At 34.3% G+C, this 24,565-nt stretch carries 22 protein-coding genes; 8 read left to right on the top strand and 14 right to left on the bottom strand.

The genetic code is table 11. From position 1 onward, the window contains the following. Positions 1-22: 22 nt before the first annotated feature. The 3 genes from DMA14_RS05680 to DMA14_RS05670 form a co-directional block, all read right to left on the bottom strand. On the bottom strand, positions 23-847 hold the full coding sequence (locus DMA14_RS05680) for an alpha/beta hydrolase (protein ID WP_111423817.1): 825 nt from the start codon (positions 845-847) through the stop codon (positions 23-25). Between the two features lie 156 nt (positions 848-1,003). Continuing rightward, a complete protein-coding gene (locus DMA14_RS05675) occupies positions 1,004-1,372 on the bottom strand; it encodes a PUR family DNA/RNA-binding protein (RefSeq protein WP_008462177.1) in 369 nt (122 codons plus the stop codon). Positions 1,373-1,440: 68 nt separating this feature from the next. Beyond that, positions 1,441-3,219, bottom strand: coding sequence for an ABC transporter ATP-binding protein (locus tag DMA14_RS05670; protein ID WP_111423816.1), 1,779 nt, complete (start codon positions 3,217-3,219; stop codon positions 1,441-1,443). A gap of 204 nt (positions 3,220-3,423) precedes the next feature. Between DMA14_RS05670 and DMA14_RS05665 the strand changes: the two genes are divergently transcribed. The 3 genes from DMA14_RS05665 to yajC all read left to right on the top strand — a co-directional run bounded on the left by DMA14_RS05665 (position 3,424) and on the right by yajC (position 6,115). Continuing rightward, positions 3,424-4,530 (top strand): Glu/Leu/Phe/Val family dehydrogenase, encoded by a 1,107-nt coding sequence (locus DMA14_RS05665; protein WP_111423815.1) that lies wholly within the window; start codon positions 3,424-3,426, stop codon positions 4,528-4,530. Positions 4,531-4,819: 289 nt separating this feature from the next. Next, positions 4,820-5,731, top strand: a complete 912-nt coding sequence (gene nusB / locus DMA14_RS05660; protein WP_111423992.1) for a transcription antitermination factor NusB — start codon at positions 4,820-4,822, stop codon at positions 5,729-5,731. 108 nt (positions 5,732-5,839) lie between these two features. Continuing rightward, positions 5,840-6,115 carry a preprotein translocase subunit YajC gene (yajC, locus tag DMA14_RS05655; protein ID WP_111423814.1) on the top strand — a complete coding sequence of 92 codons (276 nt, stop codon included), beginning with the start codon at positions 5,840-5,842 and terminating at the stop codon, positions 6,113-6,115. A 301-nt stretch (positions 6,116-6,416) separates the two neighbouring features. Here yajC and DMA14_RS05650 read toward each other — a convergent pair whose 3' ends face one another. From DMA14_RS05650 to DMA14_RS05620, 7 genes are all read right to left on the bottom strand, one after another. Beyond that, positions 6,417-7,004, bottom strand: coding sequence for a YdeI/OmpD-associated family protein (locus tag DMA14_RS05650; protein WP_111423991.1), 588 nt, complete (start codon positions 7,002-7,004; stop codon positions 6,417-6,419). A gap of 1 nt (position 7,005) precedes the next feature. Then, a complete protein-coding gene (gene pepT / locus DMA14_RS05645) occupies positions 7,006-8,283 on the bottom strand; it encodes a peptidase T (protein WP_111423813.1) in 1,278 nt (425 codons plus the stop codon). A 119-nt stretch (positions 8,284-8,402) separates the two neighbouring features. Continuing rightward, positions 8,403-9,533 (bottom strand): formylglycine-generating enzyme family protein, encoded by a 1,131-nt coding sequence (locus DMA14_RS05640; RefSeq protein ID WP_111423812.1) that lies wholly within the window; start codon positions 9,531-9,533, stop codon positions 8,403-8,405. 103 nt (positions 9,534-9,636) lie between these two features. Further along, the gene (locus tag DMA14_RS05635; protein WP_111423811.1) at positions 9,637-10,632 is read right to left on the bottom strand and encodes a DUF6515 family protein; all 996 of its coding nucleotides are present in this window, start codon (positions 10,630-10,632) and stop codon (positions 9,637-9,639) included. 73 nt (positions 10,633-10,705) lie between these two features. Then, a complete protein-coding gene (locus DMA14_RS05630; protein ID WP_111423810.1) occupies positions 10,706-11,926 on the bottom strand; it encodes an OprO/OprP family phosphate-selective porin in 1,221 nt (406 codons plus the stop codon). 20 nt (positions 11,927-11,946) lie between these two features. Beyond that, a complete protein-coding gene (locus DMA14_RS05625) occupies positions 11,947-12,528 on the bottom strand; it encodes a hypothetical protein (RefSeq protein WP_111423809.1) in 582 nt (193 codons plus the stop codon). 94 nt (positions 12,529-12,622) lie between these two features. After that, positions 12,623-15,061, bottom strand: a complete 2,439-nt coding sequence (locus DMA14_RS05620) for an arylsulfatase (RefSeq protein WP_111423808.1) — start codon at positions 15,059-15,061, stop codon at positions 12,623-12,625. Positions 15,062-15,443: 382 nt separating this feature from the next. On the opposite strand from DMA14_RS05620, the gene DMA14_RS05615 reads away from it, so the two are divergent. After that, positions 15,444-16,478 carry a quinone-dependent dihydroorotate dehydrogenase gene (locus DMA14_RS05615; protein ID WP_111423807.1) on the top strand — a complete coding sequence of 345 codons (1,035 nt, stop codon included), beginning with the start codon at positions 15,444-15,446 and terminating at the stop codon, positions 16,476-16,478. Here the strand turns inward: DMA14_RS05615 and DMA14_RS05610 are convergent. Together DMA14_RS05610 and DMA14_RS05605 are read right to left on the bottom strand one after the other, a co-directional pair. Next, complete coding sequence (locus DMA14_RS05610) at positions 16,473-17,180, bottom strand: DUF3307 domain-containing protein (protein WP_111423806.1); 708 nt, start codon at positions 17,178-17,180, stop codon at positions 16,473-16,475. The two genes, DMA14_RS05615 and DMA14_RS05610, sit on opposite strands and share 6 nt — an antisense overlap. Next, a complete protein-coding gene (locus DMA14_RS05605) occupies positions 17,177-17,788 on the bottom strand; it encodes a hypothetical protein (RefSeq protein WP_111423805.1) in 612 nt (203 codons plus the stop codon). Before DMA14_RS05605 ends, DMA14_RS05610 begins: the two co-directional genes overlap by 4 nt. Before the next feature lie 374 nt (positions 17,789-18,162). Between DMA14_RS05605 and DMA14_RS05600 the strand changes: the two genes are divergently transcribed. The 4 genes from DMA14_RS05600 (at position 18,163) to guaB (ending at position 22,717) form a co-directional block, all read left to right on the top strand. After that, positions 18,163-19,029: a hydroxymethylglutaryl-CoA lyase gene (locus DMA14_RS05600; RefSeq protein ID WP_111423804.1), complete on the top strand. Its 867-nt coding sequence runs from the start codon at positions 18,163-18,165 to the stop codon at positions 19,027-19,029. A 78-nt stretch (positions 19,030-19,107) separates the two neighbouring features. After that, positions 19,108-19,659 (top strand): hypothetical protein, encoded by a 552-nt coding sequence (locus tag DMA14_RS05595; RefSeq protein WP_111423803.1) that lies wholly within the window; start codon positions 19,108-19,110, stop codon positions 19,657-19,659. Further along, positions 19,656-21,050: a DUF5723 family protein gene (locus DMA14_RS05590; RefSeq protein WP_111423802.1), complete on the top strand. Its 1,395-nt coding sequence runs from the start codon at positions 19,656-19,658 to the stop codon at positions 21,048-21,050. The genes DMA14_RS05595 and DMA14_RS05590 overlap by 4 nt, the downstream gene beginning before the upstream one ends. A 194-nt stretch (positions 21,051-21,244) precedes the next feature. Then, positions 21,245-22,717, top strand: coding sequence for an IMP dehydrogenase (guaB, locus tag DMA14_RS05585; protein ID WP_111423801.1), 1,473 nt, complete (start codon positions 21,245-21,247; stop codon positions 22,715-22,717). A gap of 221 nt (positions 22,718-22,938) precedes the next feature. Here the strand turns inward: guaB and DMA14_RS05580 are convergent, their stop codons facing one another. Both DMA14_RS05580 and DMA14_RS05575 read right to left on the bottom strand, forming a co-directional pair. Continuing rightward, on the bottom strand, positions 22,939-23,310 hold the full coding sequence (locus tag DMA14_RS05580) for a DUF6547 family protein (RefSeq protein WP_111423800.1): 372 nt from the start codon (positions 23,308-23,310) through the stop codon (positions 22,939-22,941). Positions 23,311-23,378: 68 nt separating this feature from the next. Then, on the bottom strand, positions 23,379-24,518 hold the full coding sequence (locus DMA14_RS05575) for an FAD-dependent oxidoreductase (RefSeq protein ID WP_111423799.1): 1,140 nt from the start codon (positions 24,516-24,518) through the stop codon (positions 23,379-23,381). Positions 24,519-24,565: the final 47 nt, after the last annotated feature.

Raw genomic sequence — 24,565 nt, 5'->3', positions numbered from 1 at the left:
GCCGTGGAATTTTTATTAGTGATTATTTTTTACGTTCTTTTAAAATTCGGTTTACTTCATTAAGTAAAAGAGGAAAACCAGGTTCTGTCATTCCGTGGCCGTAACCGTCTAATTCATATAATTTAGTTTGTGTATGTCCAACCAGTTTCATCATTCTGGACATGTATGCGTTTTCTTCATAACGCCCAAGCATTTCTAATTCGCGATCGCCAGTAATTAATAACATTGGCGGAGCGTCGGCACGAACATGATATAAAGGAGCAAATTGGTCAATTGTAGGCTGTTTTTCAGGAATTCCGTTTTCTCGTCTAATTTCGAAATGCGTAATGCATTGCCCGCTAAACGGAATAAGCCCTGCAATTTGGTTGGCGTCGATGTTTTCTTTTTGAAGATATTTTTTATCCAAACCAATCATCATTCCTAAATATCCTCCAGCAGAATGTCCAGAAACGAAAATTAGGGATTTATCGCCTCCATAATTTGCTATGTTGTTGAAAGTCCAAGCAACAGCTGCTGCAGCGTCTTCGATAGCTTTCTCAGCTTTTGCTTTTGGTGACAATCTATAATTTATGCCAATAATTGCAAAACCTTTATTTTTTAAAGCTTCTGGGATTTCTTTGTTTCCGCCAGTTAATCCGCCGCCGTGAAACCAGACGATTGTAGCAAATCCGGTTTTGTTTTTCGGATAATAAATATCCAAAACACATCTTTCGTTGATGTATTTATCAGATTTATTTACAGCTGCACTATAATATTGGATATTGTTTTTCGTTTCATACTCTATATTCTGTGCAGAAAGAGAAATTCCAAAGAAGAAGAGACTTAGGAGAATAATTAATTTTTTCATTAGAAGTAAAATGTAATTTGTAAAATTGTTAGAAGTAAAGGGTGCATGAATCGTACATCTCACATTTTACAATTCGCATCTCAAAACATAAATATATAAAAAAAGTCCAAAATGCATAACAAATTGGACTTCTACTTTATGTAGATGATTTTGGATTTAAATATCATCAAAATCAATATCTGTAAAACTAGATCTTTGGCTTTCAGTCTTTTCAGAGCTGTATTCTTTTTTAAAATCTTTTTGGTGTCTTTCAGAAATTACTTCTTCACCTTTGTGGTTTAAAACATAAGAAGTCATTTCTTCTAATATTTCAGAGAAAGCACTAAAATCTTCTTTGTATAAATAGATTTTGTGTTTTTTGAAGTGAAAAGAACCATCTTCTTCAGTAAATTTTTTGCTTTCTGTAATCGTGATATAATAATCATCAGCTTTGGTAGCTCTCACATCAAAGAAATAAGTTCTTCTTCCTGCGCGTAATACTTTAGAAAAAATCTCTTCTTTTTCTAACATGTCATTTTCTCTCATAATACGTTCTATCATTTTTGGAATTAATAGTACTCAAAAATCATAAAAAATTATCTATTACGCAACAATTAAAGTAATTCTTTTTCCGAAAGTTGTTTTAAATATAACGATGCGTAATAACCTTCTTGATTTATTAATTGATTATGAGAACCTTGTTGAATTATCTTACCATCTTCGAGTATAATAATTTTATCTGCATTCTTGGCAGATGATACTCGATGGCTCACAATTATAGTTGTTTTGTCTTTAGAAATTTCGAACAAATTGTTCAAAATCATTTCTTCGGTTTCAGTATCAACAGCAGACAAGCAATCGTCAAAAAGCAAAATTGCAGGGTTTTTAATAATGGCTCTCGCAATAGAAACACGCTGTTTTTGTCCGCCCGAAAGTGTAATTCCTCTTTCGCCTAAAACAGTGTCGTACTGTTTGTTGAAGGCAATAATGTTGTCGTGAACGACTGCATTTTTAGCAGCTTCGATTACCTCTTCGTCACTTGCATTCTGATTTCCGAATTTGATGTTGTTTTTAATAGTATCAGAAAATAAGAAAGCATCCTGAGGTACAATTCCGATATTATTTCGAAGGTCATTTAAGTTTAAGGTACTGATTTCGTTTTCGTCAATTTTAACTTCTCCTTCTGTAACATCGTACAATCTCGAAATCAAAGAAAGAATAGTCGATTTTCCAGAACCTGTTTTTCCTAAGATTGCCAGTGTTTCTCCTTTTTTCACCGTGAAAGAAACATTTTTTAAAGCTTCAATGTTGGTGTCATCATAAGTAAAAGAAACATTTTCGAAAGAGATATTTCCTTGAATTTCAGAAGTGTTTTCGGTGTTGTTTTTTATTTCTGGTTCAATTTTCAAGAATTCATTCAAGCGTTTTTGAGAAGCTTCCGCTTCTTGAACCATAGACGAAACCCATCCTAAAGAAGCAACCGGCCACGTCAGCATATTTACATATAAAATAAATTCCGCGATGGTTCCGATATTAGGAATGCTTCCGTTAATATACATGACACCTCCAAAATATATTACAACCAAGTTACTGATTCCAATAAGCGCAATCATTAAAGGTCCGAATAAAGATTGAACTCTAGCAAGACTTAAACTCTTGCGTTTGCTTTCTTCGGCTAAATCAACCATATTGTTTTGATGCTGATTTTCTAAAGAATACGCTTTTATAACGCGAATTCCAGAAAAGATTTCTTGAGTAAAACTCGAAACTTTAGAAAGATATTGCTGGAACGTTGTGCTTCGTTTATTGATTTCAGAGCTTAACTTAAAAATACAATACGAAAGAATCGGTAAAGGTAGTATAGTGTATAAGGTAAGCAGCGGAGATACATTATACATATATAATATGACAATCGCGAAACGGATAGCTGTATTTATAGTATACATTACTGCTGGCCCAACATACATTCGAACTTTTGAAACGTCTTCGCTAATACGGTTCATCAAGTCTCCTGTTCGATTCTGTTTATAGAAATTTTGTGAAAGGTTCTCATATTGTCTGAAAACTTCATTTTTTAAATCAAATTCGATATGACGTGACATCACGATTAAAGTCTGACGCATTAAAAATGTTAAAAAGCCTGCAACGATAGTAGTTCCAATGATAAGTAGCACATTATGAATGAGATCCTGACGAAAAGTTGCAATTACTATTTCTGATTTTTGCTCTGCAGTAGATAATTTATCAAAATTCTCAATCGCGTTTAAAGACTTGCTAATGAGTTTTGGAGTAAATAGAGAAAATATTTGTGCGATTATGGTGATTAAAATACCGAGTGAAAAACTGTATTTATATTTAATGAAATATTTGTTTAAATAGCTTAATTCTTTCATTTTTTTAAGAAATATGATATTGAATTGATTTGAATTTAAGAATTATTATTAAATAAAATTATAATAATTTGCGATTTAATCAAAACAATTATATTGTAAAATTGTTATTTTAAAGATAAAAAATTAGCACATGTGTATTTTTTAATTATGTTTGAGTTGTCTTTTTGACAAATTCATAATTTTAACCTAATTAATACTAGCGCTATGGATGCAACTTTCGCAACTGGAAAGGAACTTCAAAAAATGGATCCTGTTTTTGGTCAATTATCTTTTGACGATCACGAACAAATTGTATTTTGCAATGACAAAGATACAGGTTTAAAAGCAATTATTGGTATTCATAATTCGGTTATGGGGCCAGCTTTGGGAGGAACCAGAATGTGGAATTATAACACAGAATGGGAAGCTTTAAACGATGTTTTACGTCTCTCAAGAGGTATGACGTTTAAATCTGCTATTACTGGACTTAATATTGGTGGAGGTAAAGCTGTAATTATCGGTGATGCTAAAACTCAAAAAACACCTGAATTAATGCGTAAGTTTGGTGAATTCGTTCACTCACTTAGCGGAAGATATATTACTGCAGAAGATGTCGGAATGGAAACTAAAGACATGGATACTGTAAGAGATGTAACGCCTTATGTAACTGGTATTTCTGAAGAAAGAGGTGGTTCTGGAAATCCTTCTCCAATTACTGCTTACGGAGTTTATTTAGGTATGAAAGCTGCAGCTAAAAGTCAGTTTGGTACTGATGTTTTAGACGGTAAAAAAGTTTTGGTACAAGGAATTGGACATGTGGGTGAAACTTTGGTTGATTATTTAACTAAAGAAGGAGCACAAGTAACGATTACTGATATCAACGAAGAAAAATTATTCCAAGTTGCTTCAAAATACAATGCAACAATTTACACTGGTGAAGATTTGTATACTGCAGATGTTGATATCTATGCACCGTGTGCGATGGGAGCAACAATCAACGATAATACAGTAGATAAAATTAAAGCTAAAGTTATTGCGGGTGCAGCAAACAATCAATTAGCTGACGAAAATGTTCACGGTGCAAGATTACAAGAAAGAGGTATTTTATATGCTCCAGATTTCTTGATCAACGCAGGTGGAATTATCAATGTTTATGCTGAATTAGCAAACTACGGTAAAGCTGAAATCATGAGTAAAACAGAAAATATCTATAATACTACTTTAGAAATTATTGATTTTGCTGCTAAAAACAATATTACAACGCACAAAGCGGCGCTTACAATTGCTCAAAACCGTATCGATCAAAGAAGAATCGAGAACGCTAAGAAGTAATTAAGTGTTCAGTGTTCACTTTCTTAAGTGTTCAGTCTTAAAGTCTCAGTTTGCAGTTTATTCTGTAACTGAGATTTTTTTTTTTACGCATGTTTGGTACTGCTCACTAAACACTGATCACTGACGACTATAAATAGAGACTGACCACTAAATTCTGAAAACTGACCACTAAAATGACGACTTTTTTACGAATTAATTTTAAAATACGCATCAAAAGTTATACTTTTGCAGACTAATTTTTAAATGTTCTTACACGGTGGTAAATAGAAGACACATACGCGTTAAAGTAATGCAATCCATTTATGCAATGCACCAAAGCGGTTCTGACAACATGGAAAAAGAAGAGAAATTTCTTTTCTACAGCATTGACAATATTCAGGACTTATATCTTATAATGCTTTCTTCATTGATAGAAATTTGCAAAAAAGAAGCTGTCTATTTGCATCTGTCAAGTAAAAAACACCTTGCTACTGCAGCAGAACGTAATCCGAACGAAAAGTTCATCAAAAACAAAATCTTCCAGCTTTTAGCAGAAAGTAATTCTCTTAGCATTGCTTTAGAAAATCGTAAAATCAATAACTGGTCTTTAAACGACGATTATATTATTTTGCTTTTAAATGATGTTAAAACAAGCGATATCTACAAAAAATACATGAGCAATAACGTAAATACGTTTGAAGAAGACAGACAATTTATTATTGATTTGTTTGAAAATGTTATTGTGCCAAATGAAAAATTATATGAGTATTTAGAGGATGATAAATTAACTTGGGTTGATGATATTCCGGTTGTAAATACACATATTGTTAAACAATTGAAAGCTATCAAAACAGAAGATCCAGACGATTTTAGAGTACCAAAATTGTATAAAGATGTTGAAGATAAAGATTTTGCTAAAGATTTATTTAGAAGAACAATTCTAAACGAAACGGCATTTGCAAAAGAATACGAAGATAAAACACCAAATTGGGACAGTGATCGTATTGCCGAGATCGACACTATTATCTTGAAAATGGCAATTTGCGAATTTATTAAATTCCCTTCAATTCCAGTAAAAGTAACTCTTAACGAATATTTAGAAATTGCAAAAGAGTATTCTACACCAAAAAGTAGTATTTTTATCAACGGAATTTTAGACAATCTTGTTAAGGAACTGACTGCCAATAAAAAGATGGTAAAAGTAGGAAGAGGACTAATGTAAAAAAGAAAAATCCGAAATTCTAAATCCCAATTGTCGCTTTGAGCTTCCAAGCTACGAGAGAGAGAAAAAGAAAAAAAATATTAATAACAACAATAAAAACAAAATACCATGCAAGATTTATTAAAGTTTGCTCCTTATTTACTAATGTTTGTAGTGCTTTATTTCTTTATGATTAGACCACAGCAAAAAAGAGCTAAAAACGAAAAAGAATTTGAAAGCAACCTAAAAGTAGGTGATAAAATAGTTACAAAAAGTGGTTTCCACGGTAAAATCGCTGAATTAGCAGAAACTACTGTTGTAATCGAAACGATGTCTGGAAAATTAAAATTAGAGCGTTCTGCTATCTCTTTAGAATTGAGCGCGGCTTTGAATAAGAAAGCGTAAATTTTATTCTAAAATAAATTCCAAAAATTTAAATCCCAAATGCCAATAGGAGTTTGGGATTTTTTTTGCGCCTTGTTTTGTCATCCTGACGAAGGAAGGATCACACAAGAAGCTCCGTAAAGTAATGTGGATAATCTTTGTCGATTTCCGAGTGTGATCCTTCCTTCGTCAGGATGACAAAAAAAGAAAGACCTTTGTCAAAGTTTTAAACTTTGACAAAGGTCTCGTATAGTTTCGTTCTTCGACTTCACTCAGAATGCCAACAGTTTTGGAATCTGGATTTTAAATATTGAAACTTAAACTACCTATATTTATCATTCAATCCAACATTCGCCAAAATCATCGGAATTACTTTTTCGATTCTAGAAAGTTTTGTTTTTTCCTGTTTAGCTGTTTCGATATATTCTAAAAACTCATATTGTTTATAAGGAGAAAATTTTTCAAACGCTGACTTCAAATCTGGATTTTTCGCCATTTCTGCATTTAGAAGTTCTGAAACTATCGCTTCTTTTTTAGAAGGTTTAATAACTTTTCCTTGTTTTTCGTTTTCAATCGCTTCGTGAATATACTCTAAAACTTCTTTTTCATTTACTTCTTCTTTTGAAGTAAAACGCCATTGGCGCATCAATTTTGTTTTATCTTCCTGAGCATTGATTAGTCTCTTTTTTTCGTCTTTTAGAAAAACACCATTTAGAAACCAAATTGCAAAATAATTTTTGAAACCTCCAATTCCGATAACATTTTTGTTGTTGTAAACATAAATTGGTCCTCCCCATTTTATGGTTTCGACCAGTTCTGTTTTGTCAATAATTGATTTCAGGAAAAGAAGTTCTTCTTCCCATTGATTGACTTTGTCCCAAACGTGTTTTTTGTCAGAATTCGGTTCCACTTTATTTTTTTCTTTTAGATTTTTCTGGTGCATCAAAAATTCCTGGAATAGCGGTCAGTTCGGCAATTTTTACAATAACATCAGTCGCTTTCTGAATGCTTTCTGCTGGCACATATTCGTATTTTCCGTGGAAATTATGTCCGCCCGCAAAAATGTTCGGACAAGGCAATCCCATAAATGACAATTGAGAACCATCAGTTCCACCACGAATTGGTTTAATGATTGGTTTTATGTTCAATTCTCTCATTGCTTTTTCGGCAATGTCTACAATATATTTTACAGGAAGAACTTTTTCTTTCATATTGTAATATTGATCTTTTACTTCAGCGATTACTATATCTTCGCCAAATTTCTTTGCGAATTTTTTATTAAACTGTTTAGCCAGTTTATGAATCAATTCTTTTCGCTTTTCGAATTTCTTTCTGTTGTGATCACGAATAATCAACTCTAAAACTGTTTCTTCGATATTTCCTTTAATGTGATGAACATGGAAAAAACCTTCATAACCTTTAGTTTCTTGCGGAGTTTCGCCTTTTGGAAGTTCATTGATAAAGTCGTTTGCCAAAAGCATAGAATTGATCATTTTTCCTTTAGCGTAACCTGGGTGAACGCTTTTACCTTTAAAAGTAATTTTTGCTCCAGCAGCATTGAAATTTTCGTATTCTAATTCGCCAATTTGGCTTCCATCCATTGTGTAAGCCCATTGTGCTCCAAATTTTTCAACATCAAAATGATGCGCTCCACGTCCAATTTCTTCATCTGGAGTAAAACCTATTCTGATTTTTCCGTGCTTAATTTCAGGATGCTGAACTAGGTATTCCATTGCCGAAACGATTTCTGTAATTCCAGCTTTATCGTCGGCACCTAGTAAAGTTGTTCCATCAGTTGTAATGATGGTTTGTCCTTTATATTGTAATAAATCTTTAAAATAATCAGGAGATAAGACAATGTTTTTTTCAGCGTTCAGAACGATATCTTTTCCGTCGTAATTTTCAACGATTTGAGGTTTTACATTTGCTCCGCTAAAATCGGGAGAAGTGTCAAAGTGAGAAACAAAACCAATTGTTGGCACTTCGTGATCAACATTGCTTGGAAGTGTTGCCATGATATACGCTTTGTCATCTATAGTTACATCTTCAAGGCCAATTGCTTTTAGTTCGTCAACTAATTTATTGGCAAGATTCCATTGTTTTTGTGTGCTTGGAGTTGTTTGTGAATTTGGATCCGATTCAGTATCAATTGTTACATAACTGATAAAACGATCTATGATATGTTGCATTTTTTTAGATTTTTAGCAAATATAGAAAAATTTTTCTGCTCCAAAATTTAGCTTTCCATATCTGAATTAATAAAAAAGGGATTCTTTATGTAGAATCCCTTTCTGTTATTTTAAGTCTTTTATTTGCTTTTTACGCATCTAAAACCAACATGGTTTGCAGCAGATCTGATTTCGCCTTTTCCTCTTGTTCCCACCATATAGCGCGTACAGTATTGATCTGTACATAGAAACGAACCACCACGATGAACTCGTTTTATTTCAGATGGATCACTAGGATCATAATAAGCGCTAGGTCCTTGCGGATTTTTTGTTACTTTTCCACTTTCAGCTAATGATTTGTAATAGTCAACACTGTACCAATCGTTTACCCATTCCCATACATTTCCAGCCATGTCATACAAGCCGTATGCGTTTGGAGCATATTGTGCTGTTGGTGCAATGCCTTTAAAACCATCTTCTCCAGTATCACCGTCTTTGATAGGGAAATGTCCTTGATAAATATTAGCTTGAAATTTTCCTTTAGGTTTTAAATCATTACCCCAAGCATAAAGATTTCCAGTTTTGCCACCGCGTGCTGCAAATTCCCATTCTGCTTCTGTTGGCAATCTTTTTCCAGCCCACTTAGCATAAGCAGCGGCATCTTCGTATACAACATGCACAACAGGATATTTTTCTTTTCCTTTAATGGTGCTCTGCGGACCGTCTGGATGTCTCCAATCAGCACCTGGCTCGTAGCGCCACCATTGTAAAAAATTGTTCAGATTAACCGCTGAAGGAGTAGGAGTGAAGACAACAGAACCGGTAACTAGGTCTTCCTCATTTGCTGTTGGGAATTCTTCTTTTGTTGGTTTTTGTTCCGCAACAGTTACATAACCTGTAGCTTTTACAAATTTTTCGAATTCTTCATTGGTAACTTCTGTTTCATCCATATAATATCCATCAACATAAACTCTATGTATTGGAGCTGCATCTTTCGTTACACCTTTAATACTGCAAAGACTTTCATCTTCTACATTTGTTCCCATAGAAAATTCTCCTCCAGGAATCCAAACCATGCCTTTCGGGGCTTTTTCTGTTGGTTTAAATTTATTTTCAACAGTTGGTTTAAATGCAGATTCTATCATTGTTGGCGTTTCATGGCATTCAACAGCTGTTTTTTCTGCTTTATCTTTAAATCTTGTATAACTGTAAGCAATTGAAATAATGGATAATGTGAGTAATGCAAAGATCCAAAAGGTTTTGTTTTTCATGGTTTATTTATTTTGAGCTTATAATGGTTGTCAATAGCAGGGATAAAATTAGTTAAAATTATTTTTTAAAGTATATTAATTTTATAGAATTAATAAGATTAAATTATTCTTTTTCAACTTGAACTACTTCATATTTATCTTTTCCATCAATTTGAACAGGCTGATAATAGGTTTCTCCAAATTTTACATATTTTGCATCGCCAATTGTAACTTCTTCTCCGCCTTCGGGCAAGTTTTCTACAATTGTTCCAGCAGTAGGGGCAACGACAGTATATTTTCCACCGTCTTTTTCGTAATACGTTCCTCCGTAATAGTAATTATTTACCGTACCAGTATTTACTGTTTCTGCTCCGCTTGGAATATTATTTACCGTTCCGCCAACTGGTGCAGGAACTGCTGTATAACCGCCATTGGTTGAGGTATACCAAACTCCTTGATCGTAGTGATACTTTTCGTTTTGCACACTAACAATAATTGCTGTAGTTGCTAGAGTTGCAACAAAGAATCCCCAAGGATGCCAAACTGGTCCCCAATAAAAAGGTCTGTAAGGGCGTGGATAATAAGGATGGTAGCAATTGTATCTGTAACCGCCATATACATAAGGCGGACGTGTATATGGTCTATATCCGGGACGAACTACTGTATTTCGATTATTGCGAACATGAACACTATTGTTAACATTGATGTTGACATTATTTCTGTTTCTATTAATGTTATTGCCGCTTATGTTGGTGTTTCTGTTACCAACATTGTTTCTGTTTACGGTATTATTTCTATTTACCGTATTGTTTCTGTTGGAATTGTTAGAAGGTCTATTTATTTTAGTTCCTGAGTTATTTGCTCCAGGTCTAGTTGCAGCTGGTCTAGTTGTTGCTGTTGGCCTTGTTGTGGTAGGTCTACTCACATTTGGTCTAGATTGTGTAGCAGGTCTAGCTTGGCGAGTATGTGTAGCTGCTCCGCCGCCGCCTCTGTTAAATCCGCCGCCACCTCCGCCACCTCGATGCCGCTGCGCTAAACTGTCAACAGAAATAAACAAAAAAGCTCCGGTTAAACACATTAGAAGTGCCAGTTTTTTTACTGTTTTGGATATGTTTTTCATATTCAGTAATTTATGTGATTTAAAGTTATGAAAAAAAAATGTTCATTTTGAATTAATGAACTAAAAGTTTGAATTATAATGAGATATCCCATTGTATTCTAAAACGCCATCCTTCTTGTAAAGGAAGTGTTTTATCTTGAAAACTAAAATAACTTACCTCTGAAGTTAGTTTGTTTTTATGTCCTTTAAAAAACCAATTAAATGCCAATGTAGACTCGTCTTGTCTATTTTCTCTTATAGAATTATCAGGCCTATAGGCGGCATGTCGTCCAGTCATTTCTAAATGTTTTGGCCACCATTCAAAAACATTATGAAAGAAATATCCAGCTTGAATATAATAGCCTTTCATTACAGTCATATCATTATTATTGTATTTGTCTATAATTTCTTTGGTATGCCATTCGCTCTGCCAAGAAAAGCCTCGATACATAAAAGCACTTTCTAAATTCCATTGATTGACTCTGTATTGACCTGGTAATCCATCTTCAAATCCGTCGAGAGAACCTCCTCCAGCTTGCGAGAAACGAGTGTAAGGGCTTCGGTTTGTGATGGCTGAAAAGGCAATAATCGGAGTTGGTTTTTCATGAAATTCTAAATCGCAGCCTTCAAAATCAAGAAATCTACCTAGAAAATTCCATTGTGCTCTTCCAAAATACATTAAGTGATTATCATCGTTTGAAGTGCTTCCGCGTCCTGTTCCTGTTAATGCTGCGGCCCAATAATTAAAATCGGCAATTCCAGCTCCTTTTAAATGACCATAAACTTCGACTCCTAATTGCCTGTCAACAGTAAAAGGGCGGTTGATCAATGATCGATCTACCATTTGCTGTTCACCGCTGCTAATAAAGCGTTCGCGTGTAAATTCTGTTTTCCATTGTCCAACTTTAAAACTCAGCCAATCCCATTTCTCAATCATTATTCTGAAGTCAAGCAAATTAGATTGACTCAATTCATATTCCCAATAATATTTAAGCCAAGGTTCAAAAGCATGACCGCCGACTTTTAATCTGGCACGGTTTATTTTGAAAGTGGTTTTAGCATCTTGGCTATAATCATCGTAAGTCAATGGATCTGTATCATTTGGTGTTGAAAAGCGAAATTGAAGACGGCTTGCCAATTGAAACAGAAATTTTTTGTCTCGGGTTTCCAGTTCAATTCCTTTACTGCCATAACGGACATTCATTAGTTTGGTAGTGTCTTTTTCTTGTTGTGAAAATCCTTTAAAACCAACTAATAAAAGGAAAACAAAGAGTAGGCATTTAGAAATATGATTTGATTTATTTGAGCTGCACATAAGATTAATAGGTTTATAAATTATTTTCCTCCAAAGTTTTTTGAAATTCCTAAACCGATTCCCCAGCTGTCATATGCATTCCATTTAAAATCGTAACTCACAGTGCCAAAAATTTCCCATCCTTTAGGGAGTTCGTAGCCATATTCTACACCAGCTCGGGTTAAGAAAAAATCTTCTTCTTTAGCAAATTCGCCTCCAAAACCTAAGAGAAAACTCCAATGTTCGTTTGGTTTGTAAATTCCCATAAGGGCAGGGGCAATAGGATAACTTCTTTCTACAGTTTCTTTGTTTTCTTCACTAGCATATACTTTTTCGACTTTATATTTTTCCATAATAAAATCAGTATGGAGTCCAATAGCCCATTTTTCATGAAACTGAAATGTATAATCTATCCCCCAAGCAGGAAGAGTTAAAGTCTCCCGATTTCCTTCGTCATCACGACCTTCAAAAACATGAACATGATTAATGGATATTCCGATTTGATGATGCGATTTGAATTCTTTTTCGTCACTTTCCTGAGCTAAAATTTTATTAGAGAAAAAATAGATTAAGCAAAAACAGAAAAGAGAACAAAATTTTAAAGGCAAATTGGTATAAAACATTTGATTTCTCTATTAATGAAACGTTTGTTTAAAAAGAAAAAAAGGCACTTTGATCACTTTAGATTGTAATCAAACATGCCTCTTTCGTTTATTTTTAATCTCTTCCTAAAGCTCTTTTTGCTTCATTGTTTAAGTCAGTATATTCAAGTTTTCCAACACTAATTCCGACACCAACAATTTCACCGCCTTTAAAAGTGCCTGGAGTTTTATATTCTTTACTAACAGAATCTCCACTATCAAATCCAACACAAAGTCCGTCACCAGCTAAAGTAAACTTACCAGATTGTGTTCTCATAGGGCCAGAAGCAACTTCTTTTCCATCAATATAAAGTTTCATTTGACCAAGAGATTCTCCATTTGGACCTGCTTTTTCACGTGTGAATTCCATTCCAAAAACATGTTTTCCAGTTGTAATTGGCACATTTGAAGTAAATTTTTGTTCAGGAGCAATTCCTAAGAAATTGTAGACATAATTTAGCTTGCCGTCTTTTATAAATAAAGTATGTCCTCCAAAACGCGATCCATGTGCAAAAAGCACTCCTGAAGCTTTAGCGTCTTTAACGTCAACATCGGCTAGGATTTTATAAGATCTTCCGCGAACGTTTACAGCAACACCTTCTGGCACTGCTGAAGTTCCAGGATAATATTTGTAAAGATCTCGAGGTGCTTCAGATGAAGGTCTTTCAATTCCTAATTGTTCTACAGCTGTACGGTCATCGAGCGGTAATACTAGGTTTTTGGCAGCTTCATCATTCCAATCCTTTATTAATTCTTTTAACTTGTCTGGATATTTTTTGGCTAGATTATTTACTTCAGCACGATCCACATCTGTATTATACAATTCCCATTCATCTTTATCAAAGTTTCCTTTTCCTGTTAATGGAGCATGAAGCGCAACAGCTTTCCAGCCATCTTTCCATAAAGCGCGGCTTCCTAACATAGCAAAATACTGAATGTGTTTTTGTGTTTTAGTATTTGGCGCTGCATCAAAAGTATAACGCATTGAAACTCCAGATAATGGATATTGCTCAACACCGCGATATACTTTTGGCATTTGAAGTCCGCAGACATCTAATATAGTTGGAACAATGTCTGTAGAATGGTGAAACTGGTCACGAACTACGCCTTTTGCTTTGATTCCTTTTGGCCATGAAATAACCAATGGGTCGCAAGTTCCTCCCGCATATTCGCTATATCTTTTAAACATTTTAAATGGAGTAGAGAAAGCGGCTGCCCATCCTGTAGGATAGTGTTCATAAGTATCAGGGCTTCCTAATTTGTCAATATATTTTAAGTTTTCTTTTAACTCATCTGGATATCCATTGAAGAATTTGTTTTCATTTACAGAACCAGTTGGTGAACCTTCGCCAGAAGCTCCATTATCAGCAGCATAAATAATAAGTGTATTTTCTAATTGTCCAGTTTGTTCTAGATAATCAATCACACGACCAACTTGAGCATCTGTATATTCAGAGAAACCAGCATAAACTTCAGCTAATCTAGAAAATAGTTTCTTTTCGTCTGCACTTAATTTATTCCAATCTAAAACTTCATCACCTGGATTTGAAATGCCAGGAGGCAGTGGGTTGAAATTTGCATAATTTGTACCTTTAGGAATTACACCTTTTGCAATCATACGTGGCAATACCCATTTACGATAAGCCTCATAACCATCATCAAACTTGCCTTTGTATTTTGCAATATATTCTTCTGGAGCTTGATGCGGTGCGTGGTTGGCACCAGGACAATACCACATATACCAAGGTTTAGAAGGATTTGTTGCTTTTTGGTCTTTAAGAAATTCCAAAGCGTGATCTGCTAAATCTTTAGATAAATGATAGCCTTCTTCTGGAGTTGCAGGCGGTTCAACAAAATGATTGTCTTCAGTTAAATCAGGATACCATTGATTGGTTTCACCACCAAGGAATCCGTAGTAACGGTCAAATCCCATTTGTAACGGCCATGTGCTTCGATCGCCTCCTGCAGCCACATCTTGCTCAGGAACATTATGATCTTTTCCTATCCAAAAAGTACTCCATCCGTTATCTTGCAGTACTTGACCTATAGTTGCGGCTTGTTTTGGCAGTCTTCCGCTTCCGCCAGGAAAACCAGCTGCAGCTTCAGTAATGGCAGCCATACCATTAAGATGATGGTTTCTTCCTGTTAATAGGGTTGATCTTGTTGGAGAACACAAAGCAGTAGTATGCCATTGCGAATAAGTGATCCCGTTATCTGCTAATTTTTGCATAGTTGGCATATTGATAGCTCCTCCATAAGGTGACCAAGCTGCCATACCAGTGTCATCATATAAGATAAATAAGATATTTGGTGCTCCAGCTGGTGCTTTTTTTGGAGAATAAGGTCCCCAGTCTTCTTTTGAATCACGCACATCCAATGCTATTTTGCCTTTGAAGGTTTCTTTCGTGACTTGTTGAGGATCTGCCTGAGCAGCTAGTTTTGCGGTTAAGCCTAATGAAAGGCAAAATAGGAGAGTGAAAATACTTTTCAGAATGAATTGTTTGCTGACTTTCATGATTTAAGTTATTAATTATTATTGATCTTGTGCGGGGCACTTTGTTGAACTTTTGGGTATAAAAAATAATCTGAAAAAAATGGAATTTTTAGTCTTTTCTGAATTGAAATATTTTTATTGGCTTATAATTTAAAAATGTAATCTCTCAAATTTAGACATTATAAGCTTGGAATGGTGTTTTGAACAGATTTAACTTGTTTCATTTTATAACTTGAAACACAAAAAAAGGGTTTTGGAGTGCTGTTCTGACTAGTTTTTGGAATTGTTTTAATTATGAATGAAATAATTAAACAAAAATGAAATTATTTGTTTTTTGTAAAAAAGCACCTTTTTAAACTATAATATTTAAATTTGCAGCCAAAATAACAACAACACAACTCTTATGTATAAATTGATAATTCGTCCGATACTTTTTTGTTTTGATCCTGAAAAAGTACATTACTTTACTTTCTCATTTGTAAAATTCATTTCAAAAATTCCTGGAGTTTCGGCAATTATAAGATCAATTTATGAAGTAAAAGACACTCGACTAGAAAGAGAAGTTTTCGGAATTAAATTTAAAAATCCAGTTGGACTTGCGGCTGGTTTTGACAAAGACGCAAAGCTGTACAAAGAACTTGGTGATTTTGGTTTTGGTTTTATCGAAATTGGAACTGTAACGCCAGTTGGACAAGAAGGAAATCCCAAAAAACGTTTATTCCGTCTAAAAGAAGACCAAGCAATTATTAACCGAATGGGTTTTAATAATGGAGGAGTTCTAGAAGCTGTAGAACGTCTGAAAAAGAACTCAGGCGTTTTGATTGGAGGAAATATCGGAAAAAATAAAGTGACCGATAACGAAGATGCTGTAAAAGACTATATCATTTGTTTTGATGCTTTATTTAATCATGTAGATTATTTTGTAGTGAATGTGAGTTCGCCAAATACACCAAATTTGAGAGCTTTACAAGACAAAGAACCTCTAACAGCTTTATTGCAGACTTTACAAAATAGAAATGTCGAAAAGCAAAAAACTAGTACTCAAAAAGTAAAACCAATTCTTTTAAAAATTGCTCCAGACTTAACAGATGAGCAATTATTGGATATTATTGATATTGTAAAAACAACTCAAATTGCAGGTGTAATTGCTACAAACACCACTATTTCTAGAAAAGGTTTGCAATCTACTAACCAAACAGAAATGGGAGGTTTGTCTGGAAAACCATTGACAAAACGTTCTACAGAAGTAATTCGTTTTCTTTCAGAAAAAAGCAATAAAGCATTTCCTATTATTGGAGTAGGAGGAATTCATTCTGCCGATGATGCAATTGAAAAACTAAATGCAGGGGCAAGTTTGGTGCAATTATACACCGGTTTTATCTATGAAGGGCCAGCTTTGATAAAAGCAATCAACAAGAAAGTTTTAGAGCAATTATAAAAGCAACGCTTGAACAGCTAATCCGACAAGTATTGCAATTCCAAAACTGATTAAGGTTCCAATCATTACATATTCGGTCAATTTTCTGTCTTTGGCTTCTTTTAAATCTCCGAATCTGAAAATAGATTTGGCGGCCAATAGAAATCCGATCGCCTCAAAATGTCCGGTTAAAATAAAACCGAAAACAAATAAGCGTTCTAAAATACCAATATAATTTCCAGCAGCTATCAGAGAATTATCCTGATGGCTGTTTTTGCTTTCTGGAGCCCATATTGAAATTATGGTTTTTATAAAAATTGAAGTAGGTTTAGTTAGCAATAAAATTGCGGTAATGAGAATCCAGAAGGTATTGTTTTGCCAAAAGTTGATTATGGTTTTGTTTTCATAAAGCAACACGATACCAATTAAAACAAGAATATGCGCAATTTGATCTAGAACAAACCAAGTGCGTTTGGTTTTGTCTTTCTGAAAATTCAGTTTGATTAAATCGATAATACCGTGCGTAAAAGCAATTAAAACAGCATAAGGAATAAAATTTATTTCTCCAGCTAAGATTGCTGCTAAAACTCCGTGCAGTAAAATATGAATGTATAAGTAAACACTTTTATGCTTTTTGATTTCTTTATTAGTGACCCAAGAATTGGGTTGCCAGATAAAGTCACCTAACAAATGAGCGAGAAACAGTTTTATAAATAAAATCATGGGGCTGTAAGTTGTTTTATTTGTTTTCTAAAATATTGATCTAAATTCATTACTAAATCAAACTGAGCGCGTTTTTGTCTTCGGCTGACAGCAGCTTGATTAATGCCTAATTTTTTTCCTAATTCTTCTTGAGACAAAGTTGGATTTTCAATTGCAACAGCAACAAATTCTGCCGATTGTACCAGCCAATTGTCCATAAAGGTCAATGCTAGCTGTAGCATTAAGTTTATTTTTTCATCAAAATCAGCATTTCCTGTTCGAAGGGCTAATGTGATTTTCTGCTTTTTTAAAGTTTCAAAAAGTTCTCCCGAGTGTACAAAAGCAGCACCATTGCTTTCAGAAATTCTTTCAGCATTGTGCGTTTTATCTCCAAAACCAATGCTCATTCGGGCATCAGATTTAATGGCTCTTAAATGTGCTTTTACCAAAATAGCAGTTAACAAAGCATCTTCGGGATTACTGACTTCAACTTGAAATTCGTCTCCACGATAAATCTCCCACTGACTTGGCGTATGACCAAAGGGAGCCAAGATTTTTTTTAAATCTTCAACCCAATGTTCAGATTGTTGTCTTGAACCAATTATGTCACCTGTAATTACACTAGTCATAAATCAAATATAATTAAAAACAATAAACTTTCTATTACAAATATAAGGAATAAAAATAATTATTACGTTTTTCGGTAATAATTTAAAGTATTACATTTTTCGGTAATAATTTTACGTTTCGATTTTTGTGCAGTTTTATGATAGATTGTAGAGGCGCACTGCAGTGCGTCTCATGTCCAGTATTTTCAGCATTGCGGATTCCCTTTGTGTAGACGCACTACAGTGCGTCTCTACAATTCAGAATGTGTAATCTTGAACGGCAGATTTTAGAATGCTATTAAATGAACTTATATGACTTATATGGTTTTAAAAAAAAACATAATTTTTATTTCATTAAAAAAGAAACTAACTTAGCCTTTACAAAAGAATAAGCTTTGAGTAAAGAAATCAAAATCATCGAATGCCCTCGAGATGCCATGCAAGGCATTAAGGATTTTATTCCAACAAAAAATAAAGTTACCTACATACAAGCTTTGCTGCGAGTGGGCTTTGATACCATTGATTTTGGAAGTTTTGTTTCCCCAAAAGCTATTCCGCAGATGCAGGATACAGCTGAGGTTTTGGCGCAATTAGACCTTTCGCAGACAACAAGCAAACTGCTTTCTATTATTGCCAACACACAAGGTGCGATAACAGCTGCAAACTACGAACAGATTCAGTATCTAGGTTTTCCATTTTCTATTTCTGAGAACTTTCAGATGCGTAATACGCACAAAACCATTGCAGAATCTTTAGTTACGCTTGAAGAAATTCTTGAAGTAGCTGATAAGAAAAACAAAGAAGTAGTAACATATCTTTCAATGGGGTTTGGAAATCCGTACGGAGACCCGTGGAATGTTGAAATTGTAGGCGAGTGGACCGAGAAATTGGCAGGAATGGGCGTGAAAATCCTATCACTTTCTGATACTGTGGGAACTTCTACGCCAGAAGTAATCACGTATTTATTTTCAGATTTAATTGCGAAATATCCTGAAATTGAATTTGGTGCTCATTTACATACAACGCCAGAAAGCTGGTTCGAAAAAATCGATGCGGCTGCAAAAGCAGGCTGTACTCGTTTTGACGGCGCTATTCAAGGTTTTGGAGGCTGTCCAATGGCAACCGATAAACTTACAGGAAATATGCCGACAGAAAAGCTCGTTTCTTATTTTACTGCAAATAAAAAAATAACAGGACTTAATTCTCTTAGCTTCGAAAGCGCTTACAACGAAGCTTCAAAATTGTTTGGAAAGTTTCATTAAAAAATAGTTATTTTTCTTACCTTAGATCGTGAATGTAAACACAAATGCGTTACATTTAGTATTGATATAACATTTCTTATGAGATTAAGTTCGCTAAGTAGAATTTCAAGTATATTATTTTCAGTCTTTTTATTGTTTTCCTGCTCAAGTGATTTAGATTTTGATCAGATAAACGATTTTAAGCTAGAGCCTGTATTTGTGGCAAATCTTGCTTATTTTGATATTCCGGCAAACCGACTTGTAGACGATGGTGGTACCAATATTGGGTACGATTATAGAGATTTTGACATTTTTAAGAATAAGTTTTTTACTGAACGTCTTAAAAAAGCAGAGTTTGATTTTGAAATTGAAAACAGTATAGACCGTGCTTTCGTCTTAAATATGCTTTTACTGAACGAAAAAAATCAGATTTTACAAACGATATCTTTTACAGTTCCATCTTATAAAGGAACGCCAAATGTTATAAAATACCCTACAGAAGTTTTCGAAAACGCGCGATTAGATCTTTTAAAACAGACACAAAAAATTGGCTTTGTAGTAATAATTACTGCCGGACCTCCATTGAATAGTGGAAGTGTAGGAAATTTAAAATTAAGATCAAGTGCAACTGCTTATTTAGAAATTGAATGAGAAAAACGCTAATCCTTTGCTTGTTTTTTCATCTTTTTTGTTTTGCTCAAAACAGAGAGCTGTTATATAATTTCACTTCAATTCCGCAATCTTCACTTGTAAATCCGGGAGCTGATGTTTCGTATAAATATTATTTCGGATTTCCAGTTTTATCTGGAATTTCGGCAAATGTAGGTTCTAGCAGTTTCTCAGCTTATGATTTGTTTTCAAATAATGGAGTCGATTTTAATCAAAAAGTGAGAGATGTTGTCAATAAATCTTCTAGCAATGATAAAGTAGTGACCAATCAGCAGCTTGAAATATTTTCTGGCGGATTTAGAATTGGAGGAAGAGAAAGCCGTTCATATGTTTCTTTTGGCTTGTATCAGGAATTTGATTTCTTTATGTTTGTTCCAAAAGATTTAGCCTTACTGGCCTTAAACGGAAATAGGGATTATATCGGAAAATCATTTAATTTGGGTGATTTAAACATGAAAGCCGAAGTGCTTTCTGTATTTCATGTAGGTTTCCACAAAAAAGTCAATGATAAATTTGTTTACGGAGGACGCGCCAAAATCTATTCAAGCGGTGCAAATGCTACTTCAACAAAAAATTCGGGATACATTTATACAGGACAAGAGTCCGGAACTCCAAACCTTTACAATCAGGTTATTTCTTCCAATTTAGAACTAAAAACCTCTGGAATTGCAAGTTTTACCAAAGATGAGTACGAAGGAAATATAGCGCGTGATATTGCCAATAATACTTTTTTTAAAGGAAGCTTAGGTTTTGGCGTCGATGCAGGAATTACCTATTATATAAAAGACAATTTGCAGCTAACGGCGAGTATTATAGATCTAGGTTTTGTAAGGCAGACTAAAGACATAGAAACCCTTACCTATAAAGGAACTTACCAATACAATGGTGCTAATCCTGATTTCTTAGGTTCAGATGATCCGGAAAATGTATTTGACGAATTTGACAAAGCAATACCAAGAGATACACTTTATAATAAGTATACCACTTGGCGTCCAACAAAGTTTTATTCTTCCATTCAATATTCGTTTGGTGAAGCGCGCCCTGATGACGAATGTAATTGTCATGGAAAAGTTAATACATATTATAAAAATGCAGTAGGAGCACAGCTTTTTGCAATGTCTGCGCCTAGAACACCCTTATTTGCATTAACGGCTTTTTACAGAAGAAATATTTTTAAGAAATTAGATTTTAAAGCAACTTATACTTTAGACACTTTTTCAAGTACAAATATTGGTTTAGGGCTTGCAGGAACAATTGGTCCCGTAAATATTTATGCTCTGGTCAATAATGTTTTAGAATATAAAGATATCTCCAAAGCTAGTAGTGCGGCCTTTCAGCTCGGAATCAACTTTGTTTTTCAAGACAAAGAATGAAAATAGATAAATTCCAAATTCCAAACTCCTAAAAAGCGAAGCTTTTTTTTCGATCTAACTTGGAATTTGGAATTTAAAAAATTGGAATTTAATTTGAAAGACTTTTCCTGTAAAGTTAAATTTATGAATAAGTTAGTATTCAAGTTAGCAATTTATTCCCTATATTTGCACGCAATTCAACTAGAAATTGCACCATGATAGCACACAACTCCAAGATTATCGGCGAAGGTTTAACTTACGACGATGTATTATTAGTACCTAACTACTCGAATGTGCTTCCTCGCGAAGTGAGCATTAAATCAAGATTCTCAAGAAACATTACATTAAACGTTCCAATTGTATCAGCTGCGATGGATACAGTTACAGAAAGTGCAATGGCAATCGCTATGGCACAAGAAGGCGGTATTGGTGTTTTACATAAAAATATGACTATCGAACAGCAAGCAGGAAAAGTTCGAAAAGTAAAACGTGCTGAAGCAGGTATGATTATCGATCCGGTAACATTACCAATGAACTCTACAATTGCTGACGCTAAAAACGCTATGAAAGAATTCGGAATCGGTGGTATTCCAATCGTTGACGAAAACAAAATCTTAAAAGGTATTGTTACAAACCGTGATTTACGTTTCGAAAAAAACGGAGCAAGACCTATTGCAGAGGTTATGACAAGCCAAAACTTAGTAACTGTTGCTGAAGGAACTTCACTTGAACAAGCAGAAGTGGTTTTGCAAGGCCATAAAATCGAAAAATTACCAGTTGTAAATGCTCAAAATGAATTAGTTGGTTTAATTACTTTTAGAGATATTACAAAATTAACTCAAAAACCAATCGCTAATAAAGATAGCTTTGGTCGTTTAAGAGTTGCTGCTGCAATTGGAGTTACTGGAGACGCAGTTCAAAGAGCTGAAGCTTTGGTTGCTGCTGGTGTAGATGCAATTATTATTGATACAGCTCACGGACATACTGAAGGTGTTGTGAATGTACTGAAAGAAGTAAAATCAAAATTCCCTCAAATAGACGTAGTGGTTGGAAACATTGCAACGCCAGAAGCTGCTAAATATTTAGTAGAAAATGGTGCTGACGGAGTAAAAGTTGGAATCGGACCAGGTTCTATCTGTACTACACGTATCGTTGCCGGTGTTGGTTTTCCACAATTCTCTGCAGTTTTAGAAGTTGCTGCGGCTATCAAAGGAACTGGAGTTCCAGTTATCGCTGATGGTGGAATTCGTTATACAGGAGATATTCCTAAAGCAATCGCTGCAGGTGCTGACTGTGTAATGTTAGGTTCATTATTAGCAGGAACAAAAGAATCTCCAGGAGAAACTATCATTTTTGAAGGAAGAAAATTCAAATCATACCGCGGAATGGGATCTGTTGAAGCAATGCAAACAGGATCTAAAGACCGTTATTTCCAAGATGTTGAAGACGACGTTAAGAAATTAGTTCCAGAAGGAATTGTTGGACGTGTTCCTTACAAAGGAGAATTAAACGAAAGTATGCTTCAATTTATTGGAGGTCTTCGCGCAGGAATGGGATACTGTGGTTCAAAAGATATTCCTACTTTACAGGAGACAGGACGTTTCGTGAGAATCACTTCAAGCGGAATCACTGAAAGCCACCCACATAACGTAACAATTACAAAAGAAGCTCCAAATTATTCTAGATAATTTAGGGTGTACCATAAATAAAAAGGAGTTGTTTCAAAAAGACAACTCCTTTTTTTATAAGCTTTGGAGAAGCGAAATATTTATAGAGAAAATGAGACGTTTACAATATAAAGCTCCAGCGGAGCGACATATTATCTTAGATCTGATTATGTCGCTCGACTGGAGCTTTTCCATTTATCGTACTTAAAATTCTTATACCTTTTCGTTATGTGCTTTTGAATTTATTCTTTTGATCCATACTTACTAAATTTAGCATTCCATCCATTTTCTGAATAAGATTCTCCATGAATTCCATCGCTAAGTTCAACAATATTTTCGCCATTTACAGATATTTGAATATTGTTTTGAAAATCAGCTAATTCTTGTAATGAAAAAAGAAAATCATGAATTGCTACATCAATACTTTTAATGACAATTTCTTTGATTAGTTCTTTTTGTGATTCATTAAATTGACTAATTTCAGTTTGCAATTTTAAATTTGATGGTGCTTTAGATTTATGGTTTAAAAGAGTTTCGGTATTCTCAATTCCTTTGTCTCTTAGATTTTTAACTAAGAATTCTCCAAAAATATCAAGCGATTGTTTTGACTCCATAATTTTAATTGTAGTTTTAATCTTTCAAAGATATTGAAAAAAAATACTCAAATTAGTTTTAGTAATCGCTAAAACCTACTATTCAAAATATCTTCGGCAACAATATCGGAATGCAGTAAATCTTCCATTTTCTTTGTCATACGTTGCGCTTCTAATGCGTAACCAAACATTTTCTTTTCGTAATCAGCAATTGCTTCGTCAATGGTTTCAAATTTTCCGTTGGTTAGATTTTCGGTTAAATGAAAAGCATCAAATAGTCCCATATTTACGCCTTCACCGGCAAATGGTGGCATTAAGTGAGCTGCGTCGCCAACAAGCGTAATATTTGAATGTTCTTTCCAAGGTTCTTCTAAAGAAAATAATCTTAAAGGCAAACCAGAAAATTCAGTAGAAACAGCAAAGAATTTTTTATAATCGTCACCCCAATTCTCGAAAGTTTCGTTTAAAAAAGAAATTACAGATTGATCGTCTTCAAAATTAATTCCGTGGTTCGAAACCCAATCTTCATCTGCTTTAAAAGAAACTCCAAAATGAACAGAACCATCACGCATAGTATGTGTGTAAAACATTTTATGTTCGCCCATTGCCATAACATTTCCGTTTCCGTATTTCGGTTTAAATTCAGGATAATCTTGATCCGGATTTACAATTTCGCCTTGAATAATATATGTTCCTGAAAGTTGTGGTTCCTGATCGCTCACAAATTTTCTGGCGTTTGATCTTCCTCCATTTGCTACAATAACAAAATCTGCAGTTGTTTTTGTACCGTTTTTGAATTCCAAAATATATTGGTTTTCATGTTTTTCGAGATTAATCAATTGACAGTCCCAGACAACGGTATTTTCTTTAAGATTGTCCAGCATAATTTTTCTAAGATCATTTCGATCAATTTCTGGACGTGAAAAGGCATTGGTTTCGTTTGGCATTTCATCAGAAGTAATATTTCCATCTATGTCAGCCATTTTTTCTCCAGTTGGTCTCGCATATTGGTAAAATTCATCCATTAAACCTGCTTTCTGAATCGCATATTGACCAGAATCGGAGTGAATATCGAGAGTTCCTCCTGATGTTCTGGCTTGTGCATTACTATCTCTTTCGTAAACCGTAACATCAGCGCCATTAATTTGTAAAATTCTAGCTGTAGTCAGGCCAACTGGCCCACCGCCAATAATGGCTATTTTTTTATTTTCTATAATTGAAGTTTTCATTGTGTTTTGATATTGCATTAAAATTGATTTTTGGAACTGCTCTTCGA

It is taken from the genome of Flavobacterium sharifuzzamanii (assembly GCF_003254585.1).
Classification (GTDB): domain Bacteria; phylum Bacteroidota; class Bacteroidia; order Flavobacteriales; family Flavobacteriaceae; genus Flavobacterium; species Flavobacterium sharifuzzamanii.
This window is presented reverse-complemented; position numbering and strand designations above follow the sequence as displayed.

Coding starts and splice junctions, on each gene's coding strand:
- DMA14_RS05680 (WP_111423817.1), bottom strand. CDS start 847: ATGAAAAAATTAATTATTCTCCTAAGTCTCTTCTTCTTTGGAATTTCT.
- DMA14_RS05675 (WP_008462177.1), bottom strand. CDS start 1,372: ATGAGAGAAAATGACATGTTAGAAAAAGAAGAGATTTTTTCTAAAGTA.
- DMA14_RS05670 (WP_111423816.1), bottom strand. CDS start 3,219: ATGAAAGAATTAAGCTATTTAAACAAATATTTCATTAAATATAAATAC.
- DMA14_RS05665 (WP_111423815.1), top strand. CDS start 3,424: ATGGATGCAACTTTCGCAACTGGAAAGGAACTTCAAAAAATGGATCCT.
- nusB (WP_111423992.1), top strand. CDS start 4,820: ATGCAATCCATTTATGCAATGCACCAAAGCGGTTCTGACAACATGGAA.
- yajC (WP_111423814.1), top strand. CDS start 5,840: ATGCAAGATTTATTAAAGTTTGCTCCTTATTTACTAATGTTTGTAGTG.
- pepT (WP_111423813.1), bottom strand. CDS start 8,283: ATGCAACATATCATAGATCGTTTTATCAGTTATGTAACAATTGATACT.
- DMA14_RS05640 (WP_111423812.1), bottom strand. CDS start 9,533: ATGAAAAACAAAACCTTTTGGATCTTTGCATTACTCACATTATCCATT.
- DMA14_RS05635 (WP_111423811.1), bottom strand. CDS start 10,632: ATGAAAAACATATCCAAAACAGTAAAAAAACTGGCACTTCTAATGTGT.
- DMA14_RS05630 (WP_111423810.1), bottom strand. CDS start 11,926: ATGTGCAGCTCAAATAAATCAAATCATATTTCTAAATGCCTACTCTTT.
- DMA14_RS05625 (WP_111423809.1), bottom strand. CDS start 12,528: ATGTTTTATACCAATTTGCCTTTAAAATTTTGTTCTCTTTTCTGTTTT.
- DMA14_RS05620 (WP_111423808.1), bottom strand. CDS start 15,061: ATGAAAGTCAGCAAACAATTCATTCTGAAAAGTATTTTCACTCTCCTA.
- DMA14_RS05615 (WP_111423807.1), top strand. CDS start 15,444: ATGTATAAATTGATAATTCGTCCGATACTTTTTTGTTTTGATCCTGAA.
- DMA14_RS05610 (WP_111423806.1), bottom strand. CDS start 17,180: ATGATTTTATTTATAAAACTGTTTCTCGCTCATTTGTTAGGTGACTTT.
- DMA14_RS05605 (WP_111423805.1), bottom strand. CDS start 17,788: ATGACTAGTGTAATTACAGGTGACATAATTGGTTCAAGACAACAATCT.
- DMA14_RS05595 (WP_111423803.1), top strand. CDS start 19,108: ATGAGATTAAGTTCGCTAAGTAGAATTTCAAGTATATTATTTTCAGTC.
- DMA14_RS05590 (WP_111423802.1), top strand. CDS start 19,656: ATGAGAAAAACGCTAATCCTTTGCTTGTTTTTTCATCTTTTTTGTTTT.
- guaB (WP_111423801.1), top strand. CDS start 21,245: ATGATAGCACACAACTCCAAGATTATCGGCGAAGGTTTAACTTACGAC.
- DMA14_RS05580 (WP_111423800.1), bottom strand. CDS start 23,310: ATGGAGTCAAAACAATCGCTTGATATTTTTGGAGAATTCTTAGTTAAA.
- DMA14_RS05575 (WP_111423799.1), bottom strand. CDS start 24,518: ATGAAAACTTCAATTATAGAAAATAAAAAAATAGCCATTATTGGCGGT.